Below are 24,977 nucleotides of genomic sequence, written 5' to 3'. Positions count from 1 at the left end.
GGCTGTGTTCGGGTTTTTTTGTGTTTATTTACATGAATAAGGAGGGATAAAGTGCGTGTACCATCAAGGTTGCAGGAGGGAAGATTGTTTGAGCAGCGTTATCGCATTATGAAGCTAATTGGCTCTGGAGGAATGAGCTACGTTTACCTTGCCAAGGATGAGAGACTAATGGGCAAGCAATGGGCTATTAAAGAATCCATCCCGTTAAGGCATAATCAGTCCCATTTAGCTAGGGAGGCCCAATGGCTAACGGAATTAAAGCATCCTAATTTGCCATTAATTGTAGACTTCTTTCCCCCGGATGATAAGCGCAGCCACGCTTATCTAGTGATGGAATATATCGAGGGGGAGACTATTGCCGAGCGTATGATACGAAAGTCATTTTCATTTTTGGAAACGATTGATTGCAGCATTCAGTTATGCGCAGCAATGGCCTATTTACACCAGCATGTTCCCCCTATTATTTATCGGGATATGAAGCCATCTAACGTGATGCTCACAGTTCAAGGCGGAGTTAAGTTAATTGATTTTGGTATCGCGCGACAGATGCGGGAGGATACACAAGGAGACACAATCAAGCTAGGTACAGTTGGATTTGCAGCACCGGAGCAATATGCCGGCAAGCAAAGTGATGCGCGTACAGACTTATATGCAGTTGGTGCTTTGATGGCACATATGCTAACGGATGGGCGGTGGTATGGCATGTCTGATTTTAGATGTGAAATGCTTCGTTCGGACGTGCCTGAACAATTTGCAATCGTATTGCTGCGGCTGTTAGAAAAGAATCCGCAGGATAGGTACCAGAGCGCAGAACAATTACGAGATGTCTTACAAGAGTATACGGAAAGTAACGATATTGATTTAAGAACACGGGGATCTGTTGCCCCTCCTAAAGGCAAATCGGGTAAGAGTATGCAATCATCACGGGGAGAAGTGTTTGCCGTCATGGGATCAGGCGCTGGCATGGGCACTACCCATACATCGATTATGATAGCACATGCGTTAAGTAATTGGCTTAAGGTTCAGGTTGCTTATATGGACTATAGTAACGAGAAACATTCTTGTTCGGTTGTCGAGCCAATTATGCAGGCGGTAGAAGGGGGAGAAGGATGGCGAGATACAGAGGAGCCGTTTGAGTGGAGAGGGGTGACGTACTTAAGCTTGCAGCAACTTAAAGAACAGCATGAAGGTCACATATTACCGCATTTGCAGACGCAATACAGCTACGTTGTTCTTGACTTGGGAAGTGTGCGCGCACATACCGGTATTGATGAGTTTATGAGAGCATCCTACAGTTTATTAGTGGGATCGTCTGCTATTTGGCGTCAACAAGAGACGATAGCAGCTGTTAACATTTTTGCATCGAGAAAATATAGCTATTGGTGTTATGGCGTGCCACATTGTGAGACCGCTGATCTCCTCAAGCATCCTGCACAGAAGGCTAGTCAGCATGTCGTTTCTATACCGACTTGTGCTGACCCGTTTAGTGGAAATGAAGATGTATGGGAGTGGGTACGATCCTGGACGGGGATCAATAGACACGCAAGGCGCAGACTTTTATGGCCGAAGTGGCTTATTCCTTCAGGAAAATTATAAGCAAAGTGAGATTGTGATAAGGATGTGAAGCTGTGATCAGACGTTGGACGAGAAGAACGAAGCTGATTGTAGTTGCTGTAACAATAAGTGCAGGCTGTGTAGGTATTATTAGTGGAACTGTTATGATCTACTCGCAGCAAGTGTGGTCACAGGAACGCCAACAATTGGAATTAGCTTTAGAGAAAGCGAGGAAGCAAGCGGCATCCTCCCCTAAGTTGATCACAAATTCCTCATCTGGAGTTAAGCATGTATGGAGATTCAAGAAGCCTTTGGTATCGGGATATCGATTAACTGAGCAGGACATTGAACGGATTGTGCTTCCGTCAATTTGGATTCCTGACCAGCAAATTACGAAAAAGGAGGATATCGTGGGCAAGTTGCTCAAATTGGATGTGACCGCAAGGACGCCTGTGTTGGCATCCATGCTTATAGAAGGGGATGGATTAGTGGACGATGTCCGCTGGATTGAGACAACAGCTATTCAACTTCCGCTTGAATTATTGGAAGGTGACGTTTTGGATGTGCGAATCCGGTTTGCAGATGGGCAAGATTTTGTTGTGTTGTCTTATAAAAGGGTGGAGAAACTCAAATCGGCTATCATATGGATGCAGTTTTCAGAGCAGGAACTGTTGATGATGTCCAGTGCTTGTGTCGATGCTTATGTGAATAGTGCTCAATTATATGCTGTTCGTTATGTTGACCCCATGCTGCAGCAACGAGCTGTTATTAACTATCCGGTAAATGCTGAAGTCATGGCATTGATTGAGAAAGACCCTAATATAGTTAAGACCTCCAGTGCGGTATTGTCGGCCCAATCTCGTCGTGTATTGGAGTCCCACTTGGATAAGTTGCGAGTAGTTGAACCTGAGCGAAGTAACTTCTCTAACGGGCAAGCGAGTGCTTATGAAGGCAGCCCGAATCCATTCTCGTCCACTCCCAGCAAGATCAGTCAGACTCCAAATGTTCTACCGCTGTCACCATTTACAGGTCATGATTCTATTATGGAATACGATTCTCCATTTACAGGGCAGCAGAAGGATAACACGCTAAATGTGTCTGAAGAAGCCGGGGGCCCTTCCGCAGCTTCCCAGCATCCGAATATACCGCGACAACCCGTTGCTAAACCGAAAACTTCAAATGATGCTGGTCCACACGTACCCAATTCAACTAATAATGAAGTTAGTAAATTAGCGCCGGAGCTTGAAATGAAACAATCTCAATAAGTCTACAAGGAGCTGTAAACTTGATGAAGCTTTCTTATTTTGTGGGTGCATGTGATAAGAGTGACATGCTGCTCGGTATATGTACACTGCTGAGCAGATTGAATCGGCGAGTGTTGTTAGTAGACGCAATGTCGTCACCATGGCTAAAGTATCGCAATCAAACTTGGTTAACGAAAGAAAAATGGTCTCATTGGAATGGTATCGATACGGTGTCTGCCGTGATGAATTGGGATGAGCTTGAAGAATTAGCTAGTGGGTACAATATTCAACTTAGTGAATATGATGATATTTTTATCGATACGGATCGTGTTGCATTTAGTGAAGCTAACCTATTTATAGAGGCACATGCTAGATATATTGTGCAGACGGTTGAAAGTCATTCGTTGCACAGGAACCTGGAATGGTTGACTACTTTTAGCTTGCTGCACGACACAAAGTTGGATGGCAAGCTGCAGTTTATCATTCTGCATGCAGTAGACAAGGAGCAGGATCAGTTATACGTAGAGGGACTTTTACATACTTCAGGTTATCATTCTGTCAGTGAAAGTGTTGTCATACCTTACGATGAATCTGATTGGACAGCAAAGATGCACAACGAAACTGAGGATATGATCAATGTATCGATATACGCACGAGCTACCAAGTTGGCATGGCGAAAGATTGTGGAATCGAATTTCGGACCCCTTGCCGACAAAGTGTGGCGTCATTGCATGAAGCAGCCTCAGAAAGGGACGTGGTTACATAATGCCATGTAAGCATTGGTGTTTATCTACTGCATCTCGCCATGTATTCGGGCAGTCGACTATGGCATCCATCATTGCGGTTAGGTTGGCTGTTCAACACGGGATGCGCGTGTTAATCGTACATAATGACGAGTTAAATAGTGGGTCAGAGCAACTGCTGTGCAGCTCAAAACTTCATTCGAGACACATGATAGCGTCCACTGAGCGATATGGGGATGTGCCTGATGGTTGGACTGCGGTACAACGATATTTAAGGTCACATCAGTTAAATTCCGAGCTGCTTGTGTCGTGTACGACTCCAGTAATTCCAAAGTTGGACATTATTCGAGTTACAGGTCTTGTTCAACCAAGGAAAGAAGATTCAAATGAAACGAATGAGCTTATGCCGAGTTGTATTCAATGGATGACAATTGCTTATGACATTATAATATGGGACTTGAATGTCCGAGACATTCTTATATCTTCTGTAACGAAGAAGGAAGAAGATGAGAGCAGCATATTAAATCAATGTAACTTATTTAACTGGTTTACAGAGGAAACGTACGGCCTAATTCAGATCATGAGTCAGGTGCGTACCGACAAGGACAAAGCTGCGCATGTACTTCGTCTAGATCCAGATCCCTTGGAGCGTGTATCACCAATGAAGTACCGATTAGGCTTAATAAACATGTATGATCCGGAATTGTTAATAAACTTAACGCATATAAGGCGAAAATACAAGTCGCAACCAGTGTTTGCAGTTCCTTACGATTCAGCACTTCGAAATAGCAGTGCGGGTGGCACATTATTACCATATTTAATGAGGCTAAGCTATCGCATGGGGCAAGGAGAGCAAGTACCTTTATTAAGAGGAATCGATAAAGTTGTTGAACATATCATCCTCTGTTCCAATACAGTAGGACGCCAGTCATGGGATGGTGCAAGGCAGTGGGGATAATATTGGGGCCATATGGGGTGCTCTTGATTGTTACTACGACATTGCTTATAACAATTCTCATCATTCGACTGATTCGACGGAAATGGATGCGGAAGCACGAAGCTTACCATTCCCCTACAACAATGTGGAACTGGGAGGAACTGGCCCAATTTGTACGTGAGACGGTCCAGCAATGGACGAGTGATCCACTGCTGGACCATTACGACAGTGATGAGACGTATCGTAGGGTATATACAAGGCGAGAATCTTTGCGTCGTGCATTGCGTGTATGTAATAGCGGGGATCGAACTCAGAAGGAGTTCGTAAAGGATATGATTTCAGAGCTGATCACTACACATGTTGTTTGGTCAGAAGAGCAGTACAATATTTTAATTCCATTCCAGAAGCCATCCGAAATGTGCATTAAAGATAAATTTGATATTTTATTGTTTGTATATATAGATCGATTCGGTGCAGATGCCATGCATGAGCTCATCCAGAAATATAAATGGGATCAAATGAGGCGCCGCTATAGCTCAAGTGGACAATGGGAACCATCTTATGAAATTAGCGAAGAGGATATTAATGATGCTTTTCGTCAAGAACGGTTTCATTTACAGGATGAAATGCGAATTCGCCTTATTTCTCAGCGTATTTACGAACAATATAAAGGTTTGTCCGTAATAGATGAGCTGCGTGATCAACGTGTAGATGGCATATCTGGAGGAGTTAGCGGAATGTCCACCTCAACATTTGAGCAAGTATATGCTAGTGGCTTCCATGTAAACGAGATAGACGGGAAGCAACCTCGTTCAGTTGTTTCACTCTCTTATGACAGTGTGTGGTTGTTCTATAAAGGAAAGTCTATTCGAATGTCATTTTTAAGCTTTGGTAATGAAGCAGAACTTAGACGTGTATGCCATAACATTTACAAGTACCGAACACCAGGGCCTTTAACAGAAGCAGACGGTTATCGAGTTAATGATTTGAAGGATGGCTCAAGGATTGTGGTCATGCGTCCTCCTTTCTCAGAGTCGTGGGCATTTTTCTTAAGAAAGTTTGACCGGACGAACCCTTCTCTGGAGAAGCTTATCCCTGATAAAGGCTCACAGGACGTAATTCAATTGCTGCGATATTTGATGAAGGGAGCTTGCGTAACGGCGATAACTGGCGCGCAAGGCTCAGGTAAGACAACGCTTTTGATGGCAATAGTGGAAGCCATCTATCCATTTTACCCGCTTCGTGTACAAGAACAGGCATTTGAGCTTCATTTGCGTCAACTATACCCGGAGCGCAACATTTTGACATTACGAGAGACGGAACGTATTAGTGGGCAAGCTGGTCTAGACGTTCAAAAGAAGACGGATGGATCTGTTCATATATTAGGCGAGGTGTCTACTGATCCAATTGCGGCATGGATGATTCAGATGGCCCAAGTAGCCAGTTTATTTACTGTGTTCACGCATCATGCCAAGACGTTTCCAGACCTGATAATGTCTTTGCGGAATTCATTGCTGAAGACAGGAATGTTTCATGACGAAAGAATTGCGGAACAACAAGTGGCTTCAATTATTCATGTTAATGTACATTTGGGAAGAGACACTTCAGGCAAGCGTTATATTGAACGTATTACGGAGTGCATTCCACTATCAAAGAGAGGACATACTGCTTCTTTGTTAGATGGAGCTGCAGAGGAAATAACTAGGAACTCTCCGATCAACAGCTGGTCGCCTTTTATTGAGGTGGCAAGCAACTATTACAAACAGTGTTTAAATCAAAATTTGTATGATTATCGTAACATTGTGGAATTTAAGAATGACCAATACATATGGGTGAATGGTTTGACGGAGCAATTAACAACGAACATGCTTAAGGAAATGACAGAGGAAGATAATCAGGCATGCCAAGATTGGTTATCTTCAAGGGGGAAGTCACGTGTCTCTTAACTTAATATTAGTTGTCATCCTCTTATTAAGTAGTATGTGTGCCCTGGTAATGTGGATTAAGATCAAAAGGTTAGAGCGGTCGCCGTGGAATAAGTCTATTTATTTCCAACACCGAACAGAAGTTTCAAGTATACGAAGAGTGATTCGGAAAAGTTATCGTTATTTGTGCCGTATTCCCTTACTTAAGTTCAAAGTAAGAAGTGTACGTCTGAGGCTGAGTGGGTTATATGGTTACAATGAGTTGCTTTTGCGAGAACAGACGGCAAAAGTTATCTGGGGCGTTCTTGGAACTATTGCTGCTGTAATTATTGTGTTCTGTATGTTCGATCAGGACTGGATTTCAATATTGATGCTTCTAATCATACTTAGTGTGGCTGAGAGCTTATATATAGATTTAGTTATAGATAAGGCGGAAAGGAAATTGCTTCATCAATCCATCGGCATGTTATCTTATGTTCGGCATGCCTATCATCGGCATCGTATGATTGAGCTTTCCATTGAAGAGGCGTTACAACGTGCGGCCCCACTAATAAGACCTCATGGCGAGAGGCTATTGCATTGTATAGTCGATACGGAGGATGAGTCTGCATTGGCGGCTTATGATGAAGCGGCGCCGCATCGATACTTTAGATTATTTGCCCGGTTGAGCAGAATGGTCTCCGAATATGGCGATCCTGTGGACGAACATCGATCTGTTTTCTTGCAAGGTATCTCGATGCTGATTCGCGAGATGCACACGGAACAACTTTTGCGTCATAAACTTAACATGCACATGAGTGGACTTAAGGTAATCGCAGTCATCCCTGTACTTTTTGCATCACCAATCGAGCAGTGGGCCAGAACTTGTTTTCCTTCAATGAATGAATTTTATACCAGTAAGTGGGGATGGTTTGTGAAAGTTATTGTAATAGCAATTGTATTAGCATGCCATCGCTTACTTGGAGAGCTGCAATATCACAAAGCTACTACTGTCCGTACACCTTACAAAGTTTTTTCCGCTAAACGCATCCCACAGGCAAGGTGGGTCACTAGTTTTGTCCTAAGTTGGATAGGACACATTCCGAGCCGAACACTTCAGGCAAATGTGCGCTCGCTGCAGGAGTCAAATATAGGGATATCTATCGTTGCGTGGTACAAGCGCCGCCTGCTTACATCAGTTATTTGTCTCGCCGTCAGTTCGATAATATGTATTGGCATCCATGTGAGTATTGACTATGAATTTTGGAATAAGGACAGGAGGTGGACAGCCTTGTTGCCAACAACAACTGCACTTTCGGGATGGCAACCGCCAGTGTCAAGCGTAAACGGCGAAAGTAAACTTACGGATGAAGACAGACAACGTATAAAACAATTCAAACACTTGGTGAAGGACGCAAAACCGTCTTCCTTTACAAATAGTGGGCAGCAACAAGCGCTGCAAGAGCAGATAGCCGTACAATACCCGCAATGGAGTCAGCAGGCGGTAAACAGGCTTAGCGAACGCCTTGTAGAAATGACTACTGAACTTATACGCAACGGATTTAAGTGGTGGGAAGTGCTGCTAGTTATAGCTGCTAGCGGAATGGGTTATTATTTTCCAAGTGTACAGCTTGTTCTTAAAAAGCGTATACGCACGATGGACATTCGTATTGAATTAAGTCAATTTTACTCTTTGACGATGTTATTAAGATCGTTTGAGCGAATGACGGCAGAACAATTAATTGATTGGATGGCCCGAAGCTCAAGCAGTTGCCGTGGGGCTTTGTTACATTGTCAGATCATGTGGGAAAGTGGTGCAGAAGAAGCGCTTAATACGCTTCGGCGTGATATTCCGTACCCCGAATTTGTAAGGTTTGTTGATCAATTGGAAGCGGCGTATGAGCACGTACCATTAAAAGAAGCTTTTGATGATGTGGAGCAGAATTGGCTATTTGACCAAGAGTGGAGACGTCAACAGGAAGAGCAAAGTGTAGAGGTGAAAGCAGTCTGGGGCCAGTGGCTTGGATTTGCTCCGATGTATGCAATTACGTTTTTATATTTAGTACTTCCATTGGTATGGATAAGCGCACGACAGATGAATCAGTCTTTCACACAAATTCAACATCTTTAGGGGATGATGTAAATGAATAATGCACAATCGGCACTTAAAGTGGCGGCAGGCATATTTTTGACTATTGCATTGATTACGATCGTTGTACTGTTGTTTGTTTCAGCACAAGAAGCGACAAAGACAGCACAGAACGAGTTCTCTTCCATACAGACAGAATTAAGCAAAGCTTCATTTACTGTTTATGACAATACAACTGTAAGTGGCTCGCAGGTCGTTAACGCAATTCGAAAATTTAATCAAAAGGAACAGTTCGGTATACGTGTAATTACGGGCAAAAACAAAGTTACTAATGCAGGCCACCCTGGAATCTCCTATGGTTACGATGTAAACCTAGACGGTACGATTAACAATACCATTAATCCGAATAGTACGATGTTGCTGGCAACTACAGAATCATTAGATACATACGTAAATCCAAGCGGTAAATTTAAAGCAAGTCTAATCGTTGATTCATCAAATGTAACTAGAGGAATTGTATTTGAACAACGTTAATATAGACGAGTGGAGTGATTTATGGGTTCTAATGGTAGAGATGCGGTGGAATTGTCTGTTGCTGTGCTGCTGTTTGTATTCTCCTTAATACACGCGTTGTCCTGCGCACAGACATCAGCAAGAACATTTCAGCAATTAAGTGCAGCTAATACAAACAAAGATCACACAGTTCATTCCACAATCGGAATGGTATCTGAGTCAACCTTGACAGGAGCTGACATCGTGATGTCCCTTGCTTTCTTACAGGAGGAAACAATTGAAATAGTCATTGGAAATGAGGTAGTACAGTTAAATGCCAAGGACCTTGAGGAGGTTAATGTATCTATGATCAAGCTGAATAAATCATATAGTGAGACAACATATCGTGATCGTTCAGGCCGGATTGTTCGTATACGTTATTTGTAAGGTGACATGTGATGGTTGATGCATTGTCAAAACTGCTAGGAATCATCATAGCCATTCTTCTCCTATTTATATTTCCATTGCAAGAGTCGTACGCAAGGCAGGCGGATATTCAGTACTTAAATGTGTTTAAGAGTACGACTGAATTTACGGATGCAATCCGGGATAAGGGCTATATTACACCGCGAATGTGGTTAGATTTTCAGGACGAGATTACGCAGCTTGGTATGATGATGGATATTAACATGGAGCATTTTTCGAAGCAGTATGATCCAATTTACGATGATCCATTAGAGCCAGCCACCTTTCACGAGGAATTCCTTGTACGCCACGAAATTACAAATACAGCAGGCATTATGGAGGTGTTATTTCCGAATAATACGGAACCGAAAGAAGCATTAACTCGCCGATACCTGCTGAAGATAGGCGATTATGTACAAGTAATCGTTCATAACCGGCAACAAACAGCAGCTGATGTTATGTTGGAGTGGCTGACGTCCTCATTTGCTGAATGGAAGCGAATTGACGTCTCAGTTGGAGGAATGGTTCGAAATGAAGATTATTAAGCTCGCTCTCCTTATGGTAGCCATCAGTTTTCCGTGGTTTTGGAATAATCGTTTACAGGCCGAGGAGCAGTTACGGCACTTACGTACCGTACAGTCGTATAATTATTTTCTAGACACTGCCGTCGATGATGCGGCGGCAAGCCTCCACGCAAATCCAACTGACATCGATAAGCAAATGGGTTACGAATCACCGAAGCTAATTTCAATTAATAAGGAAGCTGCATTAAGAGCGTTCTTGGAAACGCTTTTCATAAATATTAATATTGTGGATGATCGAATTAGCCAAGATATGCTTATGTCTTATATCCCGGCAATAGCTATTGTGAACTATGATGGACTCGATATCTGGACAGAGGAGGAATATGTTGATAGTACGGGGAAATCACATTTAAAACATGTATGGCTTCCTAAAATCCCCTTTACCTACACCGATCAAAACGGTTACGTTTATGCTTTCACATTAGACGATTATGTTACGGTGTACTTACCGAAGTTGAAGTTATGGATTAAAGGTTATCAGCGAGAGCTTATGCAGCATACAGCGTTACCCCTGTTAAGGGATGGAACCCTATTTGAATCCGTTCGGCGCACGACGATTGTGAATAAGGTGCAGGACGAGCTTGCCTATCGAATAAACAGGCATAATTATTATTCGAAACGGATAGGTACGGCATACAATTTTACGTTTCCTACTATATCAGAAGAGGAATGGAACAATTCTATAAACGATGTTGGTGTGCTGGCTTTCGTACAGGATCTTCCAATGGGTGCTTATAAGTACAACAATTATGCTATTGGTGGTGCGCGGTTAATAAGAAAGGATTTATTATATGGAACCATGCGGGATGGGATTAAGATAGCCCTTCCGGAGAAATGTAAACCACTTGTTGTGGAAGAGGTGCTGTCTAATTCTAGAGAAGCTGTGAAGCGAGGCTATTACGTAAAGTATTGTTCATAACTGCCACGTGTGACCACGACGTACGAGGGCATGTCTCTTTCCAAAATATAAGTTTCGTGATAAACTAGCGTAGCAATCAAATTATTGTCATAGTTATCCATCACTAGGGGGGCCGTATATCGGCTGAGATGAAGCGTAAGCTTCGGACCCTTAGCACCTGATCTGGATCATGCCAGCGTAGGGAAGTGTGGATTGGAATTCTTCAAGTGAATCATGGTGACACTCCGAATTAATGATATTTAGTTGGATAAATATCCCGTTCGAAGTGTATTAGTGCAAACTAATAACTACCTGATTTCACTAGGTGTTCGTTACTTCCAATTGGATTGGGAGTAGGAACCTGAATGAGGCCAATCTTCAACCACTCTCTACGTGAGAGTGGTTTTTTTGTGTTAGTTCATGTGTTGACACTCGGGTAAAAGAAGAGGTGAGAATCGTGTGATTGTGCCATGGCTTCATATTGTTACTCCTGAAGGAGTGTCTGCGAAGGTCATCGTTCAGACCGTGAAGTTAATTGCTCACGAGGTAGATGCTGTTCATCTGCGACAGAAAAAGTGGAGTGCCAATCAAATGTGGAATGTTCTAGAAACAGCGAGATTAGAGGGTATCCCCATGCATAAGTGGATTGTGAACGATCGTGCGGATGTGGCCGCTTCCTGTGGTGTGAGAGGTGTCCATTTAGCGTATCACAGCTTACCTGTCTATACAATTAGACCACTATATCCGCAGCTGACAGTCGGGGTATCTGTTCATAGTCCGGCAGAGATTATGTCTTGTGCGAAGGGCGGCGCTGATTATGCGATGTACGGACATATTTACGAGACGACATGCAAGCAAGGTTTGGCTGGTCGTGGGCTTACGGGATTAATATCATGCAGGCAGCAGAGTGATATTCCTATTATTGCTATTGGTGGAATTACACCGGAGCGAGTTACAAGCGTGATAAACGCAGGGGCATCTGGAGTTGCTGTCATGTCACCAATATGGGAAGCATCATCACCTTTGAATATGGTGCGGCGTTACAGAGATGCCATGCATTCTCTTGTTCATTGAGTAACTATAGATTCCATGATGACCATTGAAAGGAGTGATACACATGCCAGCATCTGTACTTGCAGCTTCAACCATGAGCATAAATCATGCTGATTTGATTGTTGTAGGAGGGGGAGTGATTGGTTGTGCGATCGCTTATGAGGCAGCATTAAATGGGCTGAAGGTAGCTGTATTGGAGAAGGACCGGATCGGAGAAGGAGCTTCTAGGGCTGCAGCAGGGATGCTGGCTCCTGTTGCAGAGCGTATCCAACATGATGAACTCGCGCAATTTGCTTGTACTAGTCATGATCTATTCCCAGGGTGGAGTGAACAGTTGTGGGAACTATCGCAAGTCGATCTTGAACTGCGTTTGAGAGGGATTCATGTTCCTGTGATGAAAGGAAGTGACTGTACAGCAATTGGTCTTCAGCTGCGCAAAGCAGTCGAATCACATCCAAATGGAATTAATTATGGGCTGGAGTGGATCGATAATTCGAGGCTTCAAGCCCTGCCTTATTATCACGACTCCGCCATTGAGGGGGTGTATATGCTTCCTAAAGAAGGCCATCTATCTCCTATAAAATTGATGGAAGCTTTGTTCACAGCCAGTAAAAAACTAGGTGTCCAGTTCCATGAACATGAACAGGTGGTTGACTTCTTAATTGAAAATGGGCGTATCCAAGGAGTTCGTACTGGATCCGGCAGCTGGTACAGCGATCATGTGCTGATCTGTTCAGGATTGGATAGCAATATGTTAACTGATAAATGTGGAATTAGTCTTCCTCTCCACCCAGTGAAAGGTGAATTGGCTGTTGTTCGGTCCAAGTTAACCATGTCTAGTGTGATGTATGGAGATGGTGTATACATTGTTCCAAAGGGTAGGGGACGAATATTTATCGGTGCAACCTCTTATCCAAATCGTTATGACAAGATTGTTGAAGTCGGTTCCGTCATGAAGCTTATGGAAAAGGCGTGTCGTTGCATTCCTGAGCTGGAGCATTCGGAGTGGGAACAAGCTTGGTCTGGTCTTCGACCTGCAACGGCAGATGGACTTCCATTTATGGGACCAATATCTCATATTAAAGGCCTTTGGATAGCGGCAGGCCACTTTCGTAACGGGATTTTGTTAAGTGCCGCTACAGCTATCGGTATGACGAGGTGGCTATTAAAAGGTGAGGTGCCATGGATGTGGATGGAAGCGTTTAATCCTGAACGTAGCAAGGCCACGCAGCTGGTGGGAACGAGTAATTATTAGATAAGGTGGGATTTACGATGGAGCTAAGGGTCAATGGCCATGATATGGAATTATCGATGCAGGAGGCGCATATCCAGCATCTGATTGAACATTTGCATATGACACACAGGATTGTAATTGTGGAACATAACGGCACGATTGTACCAAAACATAAATACGAGGCGACTACTATCATGAACGGTGATCGTATCGAAATTGTACACTTTGTTGGAGGAGGCTGACTAGAAGATGAAAACATCACATTTACAAATAGGATCCCATTGCTTTCAATCACGTTTGCTGTTAGGTACGGGGAAGTTTTCAAGTTTTGAAGTACAGCAGCAAGCGGTTGAAGTATCGGAGACTCAAATATTAACATTTGCCGTACGTCGAATGAACGTGTTTGACCCCAATCAACCTAATTTCCTAGAACAGCTTGATCTTTCCAAATATTCATTGCTGCCTAATACCGCAGGAGCATCCAATGCAGAAGAAGCGGTTCGCATTGCTCGTCTTGCACAAGCTTCGGGATTGTGTGACATGATTAAAGTTGAGGTGATCGGAGATGCAAAGACACTCCTGCCAGATCCGATCGAGACCTATCGCGCATGTGAGATATTGCTGGAAGAAGGCTTTACTGTACTCCCTTACATATCAGACGATGTTATTTTGGCTAAAAGACTGCAAGAGCTAGGGGTTCATGCTATTATGCCGGGTGCCTCTCCTATCGGAACTGGGTTGGGTTTGCTTAATCCTCATTACTTATCGTTTATTATGGAGCAAGCGACTGTCCCAATCATTATTGATGCAGGAATAGGTACTCCCGGAGATGCAGCCAAGGCAATGGAGCTTGGTGCAGATGGTGTATTGTTGAATACGGCTGTGGCGGGAGCGACTGATCCGGTTAAGATGGCGGAGGCGATGAAGCTAGCTGTTCAAGCTGGGCGACTTGGTTACATTGCTGGTCGAATTCCGATGAAACGATATGCATCGGCAAGTAGTCCTGTAGAAGGATTGCCCGTATGATTGTTGTATCTAAAGATGCTCCACACCTCAATGAAAGGACATTATTTGAAGCTGTACAGGATCAAGCGCCGTTTGATGGGGTGGCACAGAGGATTAAAATGGAGAAGTCAGGGTCTTTTGACGCATCTCATTTGTCACTTACGTGTGTTCCGCGAACACTTACAATAGCGGGCTCGGATAGCAGCGGTGGCGCGGGAATACAGGCGGATATTAAGACCTTTCAAGAGTGTGGAGCTTATGGCATGTCAGTCGTTACGGCAATAACTTCCCAAAATACGTATGGGGTTCGAAATGTTCATCCTATACCGCTTGAACATATCACTTCACAAATCGATGCTGTTCAAGAGGATATTGTCCCGGATGCAGTCAAAACGGGCATGCTGGTGGATGAGTTAACGATTCGTATAATCAGCGATAGAATGAGAACCTATGGATGGTCAAATGTAGTGGTAGACCCTGTCATGATCGCGAAGGGTGGGTCCACACTTTTGAGTATTTCAGCAATTGATACGCTGAGAAGGGAGCTACTGCCCCTGACCACAATAGTGACACCAAATATTCCTGAGGCAGAAGCGCTGGCTGAAATGAGGATTCACACATTCGAAGATCGAATTCAGGCGGCTGAGCGTATCCACGCAAATGGGGTTCAATATGTGTATATCAAGGGAGGACACGACAACAAGTTGTCCACTTGCGATGACTTGCTTTACGATGGTTACACAACTTGGTGGTTCTCCAGTGAGAGAAGAATAACGCCTCATACACATGGAACAGGCTGCACGTTATCAGCAGCGATGGCTGCATTTCTTGCAGGTGGCGCGTCCGTTGCTCAGGCAGTATTTCATGCAAAACAGTTTGTGTACGCTGCAATCAGTGAACCGCTGGAGATCGGTCATGGCCAGGGGCCAGTGAATCACTGGGCACATCGACAAAGGTATGCAAAGGAGGGGGATCATGATAAACAAAACAATGAGTAGTGAGCGAACCCTTCGTCATCAATTAAAGCTAATGTTTGTGGCCGGTACTGCCAACTGTCCATTAGGCTTGGAGCATACACTGCTGGCTGCTTTGAAGGGAGGCATAACATCGTTTCAATGGCGGGAGAAAAGTTACGAGTCTGAACTGACAGCAAAGCAGAGAACACTCTTGGGACGTCGTATTCGTAAATGGTGTACAGCTCACAAAGTTATGTTTATTGTAAATGATGATGTGAACATGGCTGTAGAGCTGGAGGCAGACGGTGTTCATCTGGGACAAGAAGATATGTCGGTCTTTCGTGCGAGACAAATATTACCACGGCATGTTATTATCGGAATGTCCGCGCATAATGTTGAAGAAGCAAGACAGGCCGTCGCAGATGGGGCTAATTATTTAGGTGTGGGACCGATGTTTCATACACTTACAAAACCGGACATTCAGCAGGTTTCAGGACCGTCTGTTATTTCCTCCATCCGTGCTGCCAAGCTGACTATACCGATTGTCGGTATAGGTGGCATTCGCAGGGAAAGAGTGAAACAGGTCATGGATGCTGGCGCAGATGGGATTGCGGTAGTACAGGCGATCACGGCAGCAGGAGAAATAGAGCTGGAAGTGGGCGCATTGTACACTTGTGTAAGTAGTATTGGGTAGCGATGTCTCGTTAGAGGAGGAATATGAAGTGTCACTTAGGTGGCGTGCAATAGGTGGAGTATTTGTTACAGCATTAAAACTAGGGTTAACATCTTTTGGCGGACCAGTAGCACATATCGGCTTCTTTCATAAAGAATATGTTGAACGTCTAAAATGGATAAATGAGACGCAGTTCGGTAATTTAAATGCCTTGTGTCAAATTATGCCTGGGCCTTCCAGCAGCCAGCTTGGGATTGGAATCGGTATGCTAAGAGCTGGATGGCTAGGAGGGGCCGCGGCTTGGCTAGGCTTTACATTGCCTTCAGCTCTCTTGTTGATGTCGTTTGCACTTGGTCTAGAATCATGGAGCTCGGGCCAGACCGGATGGCTTCAGGGCCTTTTGTTGGTAGCTGTGGCAGTGGTTGCGCATGCGGTATGGGGAATGGCGAGACACTTTACTCCCGATCGGGAACGGATGAGTATAGCAGTTGCTGCGTTAGCTGCAAGTTATTTCTTTGCTTCGCCCTATACTGGAGTGGTTATTATGATCTTAGCAGCATGTGCTGGCTGTTGGCTCTACCGACATGAAGCAATAACAGTGTCACCTGTTGATAATCATATGATCGCCCCCTTGATATCTCGAAAAAGTGGTCTTGTAAGTTTAATAGTACTTATTAGCGGGTTATGTCTGCTTCCGTGGCTGGTTTCTTTGTTCTCAGGCATAGCTTTAAGTTTGTTTGATATGATGTTTAGAACAGGATCGCTTGTATTTGGCGGAGGACATGTCGTATTGCCACTGATTAAGAGTGAACTTGCTCATATGGGATGGCTGACGGAAGAGACCATTGTTGCCGGTTACGGCGCAGCCCAAGCGGTACCAGGACCACTGTTTACTTATGCGGGGTATATAGGAGCCTCCATCGGAGAAGGGGCTCAAGCAGTTATGTTCGGAAGTATTGCGTTAGTTGCTATCTTCCTTCCTTCTTATCTGATGATGGGAGCAGCGCTTCCTTTTATAGAGAACATTTATCGTATCGTCTGGATCTCTAGGGCGCTGAAAGGCGCGAATGCCGCAGTGGTAGGACTATTGATTGCAGCGTGGTACGACCCTATATTCACTTCGGCGGTTCAGACGCCGCTACAGTTTGTCGTTGCGGTTACAGCATTAGTATTACTCGTATACTGGAAATTACCTCCGTGGAGCATTGTGTTTGTTTCTGCTATAGCTGGATCACTGCTCTTTACACCATAAGCAGTTTTGCAATGATGTTAAGCCAACATTCAGTTAGATGATGGCTGTATAAATCTATCAATAATGTACACAATAGGTGCACGTAGACATTGTAATGTTTATCTCTTATTTTAGAAGATAAGCAGTAAGGGAATATGAATGAAAACGGAACCTGTTGAGGTATGGATACTTGATGATGGAACAGAGCTCGCTGACGAGGCCGCTCTATGGCTCGAGCAATCGGGTACAGATGTGACTCGAATCAAGGAATGGAACGCAAATCTCATTTGTGAGCAGCTTGAGATTGATTTTAACTTATCAGGCGATACAAGCAGCAATTTGATGGTGAAGAGGCGTGTTTTGTTGTTTGTAGAAGGAGCAGGATCGTTATCCTGTCAATGGAAGCAGGTGATCACGGAAATCTCTTCATTATATACAGCGAGAATGAGTACAAGACTGACTTGCAGACAACTTCTAATATGTATGCTGTTTGTGCCTCATCAACCCGAACCGGAAAGTTATACATTTTTACTTTTGGGTGGTGATGATGTCATACAGTTCCCATGTTCCCGCATGGAATGGGAGTGCAGATTACAGCGTACGCAGCTGAATGTATTGACGCAAGACGATGATTCCACAAATATATATCAGATTGGCGATCTGATTATTAATCCGCAATCGCGCACAGTAAGACGGGGCACAACAGAATTGCAACTGACTGCGCGCGAATATGAACTTTTGGTTATTTTGGCTCAGCATCATAGTCGGCCTGTCAGTCGCAAGTTCTTGATGGCACATGTATGGAGCATAGACTTCGATACAACAACCAATATTGTCGATGTATATATTCGATATTTACGGCGCAAGATCGATAAAGGCCGGAACCCTAAGCTAATCCATACCGTAAGAGGCTACGGTTATCAACTTAAAGATCCGACCAGGTAACTTGTTTTCCATCTGCTCAACTAGCGATTTTTGGCATGATTAATTATAGTAATTAGATTCAGGTGTATGAATGATATGTGGATTGTTGTGCAGCAACACGCGGCGCGCAGTTACATATCGATCACTCCACGTATCTGAGTTTAAGTTGGAGTAAGTAACTCCAGGCTTCCCGAAAGTATGCAGGATCTTATTGTTACCTGCATAAATAGCAACGTGAGTGATCTTTCCTTTGCCAGGGCGACCACTAGAGAAAAAGATCAGATCTCCTTTTTGTAGCGCTGATCGTTTAATGTGAGTACCTTTTTTAGCCTGCTCGTAGGAAGTCCGGGGCAGGTCAACACCCTCTTGATTAAATAAGTATTGAACCAGAGAAGAACAGTCAAAGCTGCGCGTCTGGAAGCTTTTCGCACCAAAGACGTAACGTGTTCCTAAGTATTTTTCACCTTTTCTAAGGATATTGCTAGCGGCTTGTGCAGTATAAGTGTTAGTTGTATAGGTTGCTTGTGTCTGCTGCGCTTCAGTATTAGAATCCGTTTGTTGAGTCTGTCTAGTTGAAGTGATGCTTCCGCTATTAGCTGAGTCGGCTAATGCTGTATGTTCAGGCAACATACCTGTAAGAGCAACTGTCATAATGGCGACGACTGCGATGCGGCGATATGTTAAAAGTGTCATCTTTGTCATCCTTTCGTTACTTTTTTGTCAACAAAAGTATAACAAAGTGTATTTACTATGTTTATATACTAAAATATACTAAATGTTCGCAATCTCTTGCCCATTAATATAGTAAGCGTTTACATTAAAAATTGATGAGTGCCATTACTGCGCTTTCATATCCAAATAGGGGCATGCCTTGAGTCGTAAGGACGTTCATGGAGAGCTCTTTTTATCATACTTGTAAAGACCTTTTGTAGAAACCTAAAGAAGCCACCTTGATGGAAAAGCAGTGTCTGCAATCACAGAGAAGGGTGGCTTCTTTTGATATATTACTTACATGACGTTAGACCTACAAATTGATGGGATGGAATCTAATCGTTGCTGCAAATGACAAGCAGCAGACCTTCTCTGATGGACACACTGCCTTCCTCGGCTATCCATTTGTTGCTAATGCCCAGAGATTGACCGATAACAAGTGACGCATCGTGCAATGGATACTGAAACCCAATCAGGTTAATACCATGTACTTCCAACGACAGTGGGAGTAAGGATAAATAGGTGTAATGCTCTTTTTTAACCGTTAACTGTCGATCCGCAAGACGAATGCAGTTATGTCCATCTATAATACGCATGTCGATTTGTAATTCAAGAGCTCGTTTTAACAAGTGAATATTGGCCAACGTGTGATCCAGTCTTGTTCCAGTGCCTGCACATAAAGTGATGGAAGTTGCCTGATGTTCAAGGGCCGCTAGAAAGGCAAGCTCCGTATCCGTATAATTTTTGTCAATGGCATCACAGCCTATGTAGTGATGACTGGAAGTTTGAATATGATCGCGTTCCCATTCGTGAACGGAATCAAAATCACCAAGCGCAAGGTCAGGCGTATATCCAAGTGCAAGAATAACGGCAGCTCCGCGGTCAGCACCAATGATATAATCAGCTTGTGCCAATACAGTAGCGATGTCTGCATCTGGGCTTCCACCCGATACGATTACAATCTCACGCTGATGTGGATCTCTGTGTTGTTTCATTAGTAGACCTTCCTTTAATCCAAAGTTCTTACATTTCTTATCGTAGGAATGTTACATCTTAGTATATCTTGTTCTGCTGGATGTACCAAGAGTTGAAACAGAAATGAACAAACGTTACAATAAAGAAGCTGCTTGTTGAGGGGGAATTGAGATGATCTCTGTACTTTTTGTGTGCTTGGGCAATATATGTCGTTCGCCAATGGCCGAAGCTGTGATGCGTCATCAGGTAGAGGAGGCAGAGTTGTCTACACATATTCAAGTAGACAGCGCTGGAACAGGGGATTGGCATATCGGCCATTCGCCGCATGAAGGAACTCGCCAGATGCTTGATCAAGTGAGAATTTCATATGCAGGAATGAAAGCAAGACAGGTAGAAGAAAATGATTTCACGAATTTTACTTATATAGTGTGTATGGATGAAAATAATGAACGGAATGTTATGGCATGGAAGGGTGCTCATGATCGAACAGCTGAAGTGCTTCGTTTTATGTCGCTGCTGCCTGAAGAGCCGATAACAGACGTGCCAGACCCTTATTATACAGGCAACTTTGATGAAGTATATCGTCTGGTGTCAGAAGGTTGCAAGCAGCTGTTGGCTAAGATTGTTCGTGAACATCACTTGTCAGTTTGAGAACTCATTGCGTTTTGAGAGTTGGTTCTATTGATCGTATTGTAAGTACGGGTTATGACGATATCGATCACAATCGCCATTTAATAAAGAAGTGACATACATCCTTGTATGTCACTTCTTTCATTTGTTTCAATAAGAAGGAACACCATTTGAGAATAGGCACATGTTATTCCAGGAAAAATCGAAGTGCCTGCGGGATATGCTGCTGCCAGAAACCCCATTGGTGTTTCCCGTCGAGCTCCTCGTAGTGGAAATTAGCTGCTCTGTCAGCAAACAAGCTTCTTGCCTGACGGTTCAATTCCACAAAGTTAAAAGTGCCGCGGTCTGTATCAAATGCTGTTTCCTGCAAACCAACAATCATAAACAGATGCAGCCAACTCAGGTCGCGTTGTTCAGTAATGATCGCCTGCGATGCAGCATAGTAGGCACCAGAGAGTGAGATGATTTGTCTAAATTTCTCAGGGTAAAGCAGCGCCAGATGAAGAGATACCGTACCACCAAGTGAATCACCTGCCACGATGATGTTGGTCCAATCGGTACGAACGGGATACAGTTTCTCAATGGCTGGTACGATATATTCAGCAAATGATCGCGTATATGATTCAAACAGCTCTCCATCTGGTGAATATTCCTCTGTTCGTATTTTTTTGTCGACATCGACTCCTACTATAATAAAGGGTTCAATATCTTCATCTAATATAAGCTTGTTGGCGATTGTCGCAATTCGGCCAAAATTAAAGAAGTCTTCTCCATCCTGACAATAGACAACAGGATAGCTGAGTACTGCTTGATATCCTGGAGGTAAATAGACGCGAACGGGACGGCTGCCGCTTGCTAATAGCGGACAGGCTATTTCATGTTTAACGACAGTACGCTTGAGATAAGCAGAATCAGTCATGTTAAGCACCACCTATGCAATATTTTATCCAAATTAGGAAACACTATCGCAGTATGATGTACATACCGCTTGTAATTAAAGGGTTGAAAACATGTGAAAAGGATGAATAAGATTTCAACTATTTTTCACAACTTAGACAATTTTGTAGTACTCTGTTATAGTATTTAAATACGCCTGTTATAACAACAATTCTCAAAATATTCACTTTTTTCGCGATATGTTTTGACCAAACGACTAAAACAGGTGTATAATAATTCTATAACAGAGAAACAAATTCTTCAAACTTTTATTGAGGTGAAAATGATGAGCAAGTTCCCATTTGAAGTTCAGACGGAAGATGTACAACCATTGTCCGTGTTGTCTCCGGAAGGCGAAGTCATCAATCCAGACATGATGCCTGAATTGACTGACGAGCAATTAAAAGAAGTTATGTACCGTATGGTATTTACACGCGCATGGGATGATCGTGCGATTAACTTAGGTCGTCAAGGCCGCTTGGGCTTCTACGCGCCAGTATCTGGTCAAGAAGCTTCCATGGTAGGTAGCGTGTATCCGCTCCAAAAGGAAGACTTTGTTGTTCCTGCATACCGTGACATGCCTCAGATCGTATGGCATGGTTTGCCGCTGTATCAAGCATTCTTGTATTCCCGCGGTCATCAGCACGGCGGACAGATTCCAGAAGGCGTTAATGTTCTTATGCCGCAAATCATCATTGGTGCGCAAATTTTGCATGCCATGGGTATTGCGAAGGGCTTTAAGTTAAGAAAACAGCCACAAGTTGCAATTACGTATACAGGTGACGGTGGATCTTCCGAAGGCGACTTCTACGAAGGCTTGAACTTCGCAGGCGCATTCCAATTGCCTGTTATTTTCTTTGTACAAAATAACGGTTATGCCATCACAACGCCATTTGCTAAGCAAACTGCAGCTAAGTCTATCGCTCACAAAGCGGTTGCAGCTGGTATTCACGGCATGCAAATCGACGGTATGGACGTATTGGCTGTTATCAAAGCCGTTCAAATGGCTGCTGAACGTGGACGTAAAGGCGAAGGTGCTACACTGATCGAGGCGTTGACTTACCGTTTCCGTCCTCACTCCATGGCGGACGATACAACCAAGTATCGTACGAAAGACGAAGAAGCAGAATGGTCGATCAAAGATCCAATCGTTCGTTTCGGTAAGTTCCTGGAGAAAAAAGGTCTGTGGACTGAAGAAGAAACAGCTCGCGTAAAAGACGAAGCGAAAGCGAAAGTCAATGAAGAAATCAAACGCGCTGAGCAAACAGAAAAAATGACAATTGCGGGTCTGATCGACACAATGTTCGAAAAGACACCACAACATTTAGAAGAACAAAAAGCGGATTTTAAATAAATTTCAGAAGCTGATACAGCTTGAACGGGACTGCAAAGCATAAGGACTTTGCGATAACGGTAAGGAGGAAACGAAGCAATGGCTCAAATGAATATGAAAGAAGCGATTCGTGACGCAATGCGCGTAGAATTGAAACGTGACCCTAACGTAATCTTGTTCGGTGAAGACGTAGGTCATGTGGGCGGGGTATTCCGTGCAACAGAAGGTTTGCAAAAAGAATTTGGTGAGGATCGCGTATTTGATACGCCGTTGGCAGAGTCCGCTATTGGCGGTATGGCAGTAGGTCTTGGCGTACAAGGATTCCGTCCAATCGCTGAAATCCAATTCGTAGGCTTTATTTATGAAGCTCTCGACCAAATGTGCGTACAAGCTGCACGTATGCGTTACCGTTCCGGTGGTCGTTACAATTCACCAATCGTTTTCCGTACACCTTTTGGTGGCGGTGTAAAAGCGGCTGAATTGCATACAGACTCCTTGGAAGGTTTGTTGGTGCAAACTCCAGGTATCAAAGTTGTAATTCCTTCGAATCCATATGATGCAAAAGGCTTGCTCATCTCTGCGATTCGTGACAATGACCCTGTCTTCTTCATGGAACATTTGAACTTGTACCATGCTTTCCGTGATGAAGTACCTGAAGGCGAATATACAGTAGAACTAGGCAAAGCTAACGTTGTGCGTGAAGGTAAAGACGTAACGATCCTCTCTTACGGCTTAATGGTTCATACATCAATGAAAGCTGCTGCTGAGCTCGAAAAACAAGGCATCGAAGCAGAAGTAATTGATTTGCGCACATTGATGCCGCTTGATATCGATACAATCGTTGCTTCTATTAAGAAGACAAACCGTTGCATTATCGTGCAAGAAGCGCAAAAAACATCCGGTGTTGCTGCTGAAGTTATTGCCCAAATCAACGAGAAAGCGATTCTTCACCTTGAAGCTCCAGTACTTCGTGTTGCAGGTCCTGATACGGTGTATCCATACGCACAGATCGAAGATCAATGGCTTCCGACTCCAGCGCGTATCGTAGAATCTGTTAACAAAGTTTTGAACTTCTAATATAGAACCGCAACAGATAGAGGAGGTAATTTGCAGTGGCAAAATTTGAATACCGCTTCCCTGAGCTTGGCGAGGGATTGCACGAAGGCGAAATTATTAAAATGCTTATTAAACCAGGTGATAAAGTTACGGACGACGATATCATCATGGAAGTACAAAACGATAAAGCAATCGTAGAGGTGCCATGTCCTGTTAACGGTACAGTACTTGAAGTGCTGGCTAAAGACGGTCAAGTTATGCACATGGGCGAAGTTGTAGCTATTATCGATGCTGAAGGCGACGTGCCTGAGCAAGCTGCACCAGCAGCAGAAGCGGAAGCAGCTAAAGGTGGAGCTGACACAACGGCTTCTCCAGCAGCAGAAGCACCTAAAGCTGATGCTCAAGCAGCGGCACCTGCTGCACCTAATCATGAAGTGTTGGCGACACCTAGCGTGCGCAAACTGGCTCGTGAATTGGGTGTTAACATTGCTGAAGTTCCTGGCACAGGCAACAACGGCAAAGTATCCCGCGAAGATGTAGAAGCATTTGCTAAAGGCGGAGCTCCAGCACCTAAAGCAGAAGCTAACACTTCCGAAGCAGCACCTGCAGCTAAAGCAGCTGCTCCTGTGGCTGCTGCAGATCGCAACGTTGAAGAAGAGCGTGTACCATTTAAAGGTATCCGTAAAGCGATTTCCAACGCAATGGTTAAATCGGCTTATACAGCTCCTCACGTTACGATTATGGATGAAGTGGACGTTACGGATCTCGTAGCATTCCGTACTCGCTTGAAACCGATCATGGAGAAGAAAGGTACAAAAGTAACTTACTTGCCATTTATCGTTAAAGCATTGGTAGCAGCTTGCCGTCAGTTCCCAGCTATGAACGCAATGATCGACGAAGCAGCCCAAGAAATCGTCTACAAAAAATACTACAACATCGGTATCGCAACAGACACAGACAATGGTCTTATCGTACCGGTTATTAAAGACGCAGATCGTCGCAGCATCTGGATGATCGCGGATGATATTAAAGACCTTGCTGGTCGCGGTCGTGACGGCAAATTGGGTCCTAACGAATTAAAAGGCAGCACAATCACGATTACAAACATCGGTTCTGCTGGCGGTATGTTCTTTACTCCAATCATCAACTATCCAGAAGTTGCTATTTTGGGTACAGGCCGTATTTCCGAGAAAGCCGTTGTTAAAAATGGTGAAATCGTTGCAGCACCAGTGATGGCTCTGTCCTTGAGCTTTGACCACCGTCTCATTGATGGCGCAACAGCACAAAACTTTATGAACTATCTCAAGCAATTGCTGGCTAATCCTGAATTGCTTGTAATGGAGGTGTAAC

25 protein-coding genes and 1 riboswitch are annotated in these 24,977 nt (G+C 43.9%); of the genes, 22 read left to right on the top strand and 3 right to left on the bottom strand.

The genetic code is table 11. From position 1 onward, the window contains the following. The first annotated feature begins 51 nt into the window (after positions 1–51). From MH117_RS07015 to MH117_RS06930, 18 genes are all read left to right on the top strand, one after another. A complete protein-coding gene (locus tag MH117_RS07015) occupies positions 52–1,596 on the top strand; it encodes a serine/threonine protein kinase (protein WP_239327968.1) in 1,545 nt (514 codons plus the stop codon). Positions 1,597–1,628: 32 nt separating this feature from the next. Then, a complete protein-coding gene (locus MH117_RS07010; RefSeq protein ID WP_239327967.1) occupies positions 1,629–2,819 on the top strand; it encodes an SAF domain-containing protein in 1,191 nt (396 codons plus the stop codon). Between the two features lie 23 nt (positions 2,820–2,842). After that, positions 2,843–3,574, top strand: coding sequence for a hypothetical protein (locus MH117_RS07005; protein WP_239327966.1), 732 nt, complete (start codon positions 2,843–2,845; stop codon positions 3,572–3,574). Beyond that, entirely contained in the window at positions 3,564–4,499 is a 936-nt protein-coding gene (locus tag MH117_RS07000) for a hypothetical protein (RefSeq protein WP_239327965.1), read from the top strand. The genes MH117_RS07005 and MH117_RS07000 overlap by 11 nt, the downstream gene beginning before the upstream one ends. Next, a complete protein-coding gene (locus tag MH117_RS06995; protein WP_239327964.1) occupies positions 4,472–6,424 on the top strand; it encodes an ATPase, T2SS/T4P/T4SS family in 1,953 nt (650 codons plus the stop codon). The genes MH117_RS07000 and MH117_RS06995 overlap by 28 nt, the downstream gene beginning before the upstream one ends. 247 nt (positions 6,425–6,671) lie before the next feature. After that, positions 6,672–8,513 carry a GTPase SAR1 gene (locus MH117_RS06990; RefSeq protein WP_239327963.1) on the top strand — a complete coding sequence of 614 codons (1,842 nt, stop codon included), beginning with the start codon at positions 6,672–6,674 and terminating at the stop codon, positions 8,511–8,513. Positions 8,514–8,525: 12 nt separating this feature from the next. Then, complete coding sequence (locus MH117_RS06985) at positions 8,526–9,005, top strand: ABC transporter permease (RefSeq protein WP_239327962.1); 480 nt, start codon at positions 8,526–8,528, stop codon at positions 9,003–9,005. Between the two features lie 21 nt (positions 9,006–9,026). Continuing rightward, positions 9,027–9,410, top strand: coding sequence for a hypothetical protein (locus MH117_RS06980; RefSeq protein ID WP_239327961.1), 384 nt, complete (start codon positions 9,027–9,029; stop codon positions 9,408–9,410). Between the two features lie 11 nt (positions 9,411–9,421). Then, the gene (locus tag MH117_RS06975) at positions 9,422–9,973 is read left to right on the top strand and encodes a hypothetical protein (RefSeq protein WP_239327960.1); all 552 of its coding nucleotides are present in this window, start codon (positions 9,422–9,424) and stop codon (positions 9,971–9,973) included. Further along, positions 9,960–10,931, top strand: a complete 972-nt coding sequence (locus MH117_RS06970; protein WP_239327959.1) for a hypothetical protein — start codon at positions 9,960–9,962, stop codon at positions 10,929–10,931. The genes MH117_RS06975 and MH117_RS06970 overlap by 14 nt, the downstream gene beginning before the upstream one ends. 95 nt (positions 10,932–11,026) lie before the next feature. After that, a riboswitch (TPP riboswitch) is annotated at positions 11,027–11,132 on the top strand. A gap of 237 nt (positions 11,133–11,369) precedes the next feature. Continuing rightward, positions 11,370–11,984, top strand: coding sequence for a thiamine phosphate synthase (locus MH117_RS06965; RefSeq protein ID WP_239327958.1), 615 nt, complete (start codon positions 11,370–11,372; stop codon positions 11,982–11,984). Between the two features lie 43 nt (positions 11,985–12,027). Then, the gene (thiO, locus tag MH117_RS06960) at positions 12,028–13,218 is read left to right on the top strand and encodes a glycine oxidase ThiO (protein ID WP_239327957.1); all 1,191 of its coding nucleotides are present in this window, start codon (positions 12,028–12,030) and stop codon (positions 13,216–13,218) included. Between the two features lie 17 nt (positions 13,219–13,235). Beyond that, positions 13,236–13,439, top strand: coding sequence for a sulfur carrier protein ThiS (thiS, locus tag MH117_RS06955; RefSeq protein WP_239327956.1), 204 nt, complete (start codon positions 13,236–13,238; stop codon positions 13,437–13,439). 7 nt (positions 13,440–13,446) lie between these two features. Then, the gene (locus tag MH117_RS06950) at positions 13,447–14,223 is read left to right on the top strand and encodes a thiazole synthase (protein ID WP_239327955.1); all 777 of its coding nucleotides are present in this window, start codon (positions 13,447–13,449) and stop codon (positions 14,221–14,223) included. After that, complete coding sequence (gene thiD, locus MH117_RS06945) at positions 14,220–15,200, top strand: bifunctional hydroxymethylpyrimidine kinase/phosphomethylpyrimidine kinase (protein ID WP_343224447.1); 981 nt, start codon at positions 14,220–14,222, stop codon at positions 15,198–15,200. The genes MH117_RS06950 and thiD overlap by 4 nt, the downstream gene beginning before the upstream one ends. Continuing rightward, entirely contained in the window at positions 15,178–15,852 is a 675-nt protein-coding gene (gene thiE / locus MH117_RS06940; RefSeq protein ID WP_239327954.1) for a thiamine phosphate synthase, read from the top strand. Before thiD ends, thiE begins: the two co-directional genes overlap by 23 nt. A 28-nt stretch (positions 15,853–15,880) precedes the next feature. Next, positions 15,881–17,083: a chromate efflux transporter gene (gene chrA / locus MH117_RS06935; RefSeq protein ID WP_239327953.1), complete on the top strand. Its 1,203-nt coding sequence runs from the start codon at positions 15,881–15,883 to the stop codon at positions 17,081–17,083. Between the two features lie 138 nt (positions 17,084–17,221). Further along, the gene (locus MH117_RS06930) at positions 17,222–18,007 is read left to right on the top strand and encodes a winged helix-turn-helix domain-containing protein (protein ID WP_239327952.1); all 786 of its coding nucleotides are present in this window, start codon (positions 17,222–17,224) and stop codon (positions 18,005–18,007) included. A gap of 39 nt (positions 18,008–18,046) precedes the next feature. On the opposite strand, the gene MH117_RS06925 is transcribed toward MH117_RS06930, so the two are convergent. Further along, a complete protein-coding gene (locus tag MH117_RS06925) occupies positions 18,047–18,679 on the bottom strand; it encodes a C40 family peptidase (RefSeq protein ID WP_239327951.1) in 633 nt (210 codons plus the stop codon). A 353-nt stretch (positions 18,680–19,032) separates the two neighbouring features. Continuing rightward, positions 19,033–19,692: a thiamine diphosphokinase gene (locus MH117_RS06920; protein WP_239327950.1), complete on the bottom strand. Its 660-nt coding sequence runs from the start codon at positions 19,690–19,692 to the stop codon at positions 19,033–19,035. Between the two features lie 151 nt (positions 19,693–19,843). Between MH117_RS06920 and MH117_RS06915 the strand changes: the two genes are divergently transcribed. Next, a complete protein-coding gene (locus tag MH117_RS06915) occupies positions 19,844–20,323 on the top strand; it encodes a low molecular weight protein-tyrosine-phosphatase (RefSeq protein WP_239327949.1) in 480 nt (159 codons plus the stop codon). Between the two features lie 166 nt (positions 20,324–20,489). Here MH117_RS06915 and MH117_RS06910 read toward each other — a convergent pair whose 3' ends face one another. Continuing rightward, on the bottom strand, positions 20,490–21,221 hold the full coding sequence (locus MH117_RS06910) for an alpha/beta hydrolase (RefSeq protein WP_239327948.1): 732 nt from the start codon (positions 21,219–21,221) through the stop codon (positions 20,490–20,492). Between the two features lie 303 nt (positions 21,222–21,524). Between MH117_RS06910 and pdhA the strand changes: the two genes are divergently transcribed. From pdhA to MH117_RS06895, 3 genes are all read left to right on the top strand, one after another. Beyond that, positions 21,525–22,592 (top strand): pyruvate dehydrogenase (acetyl-transferring) E1 component subunit alpha, encoded by a 1,068-nt coding sequence (gene pdhA / locus MH117_RS06905; protein WP_239327947.1) that lies wholly within the window; start codon positions 21,525–21,527, stop codon positions 22,590–22,592. Between the two features lie 78 nt (positions 22,593–22,670). After that, positions 22,671–23,648 carry an alpha-ketoacid dehydrogenase subunit beta gene (locus tag MH117_RS06900; protein ID WP_239327946.1) on the top strand — a complete coding sequence of 326 codons (978 nt, stop codon included), beginning with the start codon at positions 22,671–22,673 and terminating at the stop codon, positions 23,646–23,648. A 35-nt stretch (positions 23,649–23,683) separates the two neighbouring features. Beyond that, positions 23,684–24,976, top strand: coding sequence for a dihydrolipoamide acetyltransferase family protein (locus MH117_RS06895; RefSeq protein ID WP_239327945.1), 1,293 nt, complete (start codon positions 23,684–23,686; stop codon positions 24,974–24,976). Position 24,977 lies beyond the last annotated feature (1 nt).

Source organism: Paenibacillus sp. ACRRX, assembly GCF_022346885.1.
Lineage (GTDB): Bacteria > Bacillota > Bacilli > Paenibacillales > Paenibacillaceae > Paenibacillus_B.
Note: the sequence above shows the minus strand (reverse complement) of the source record. Positions and strands in the feature narration are given on the sequence as shown.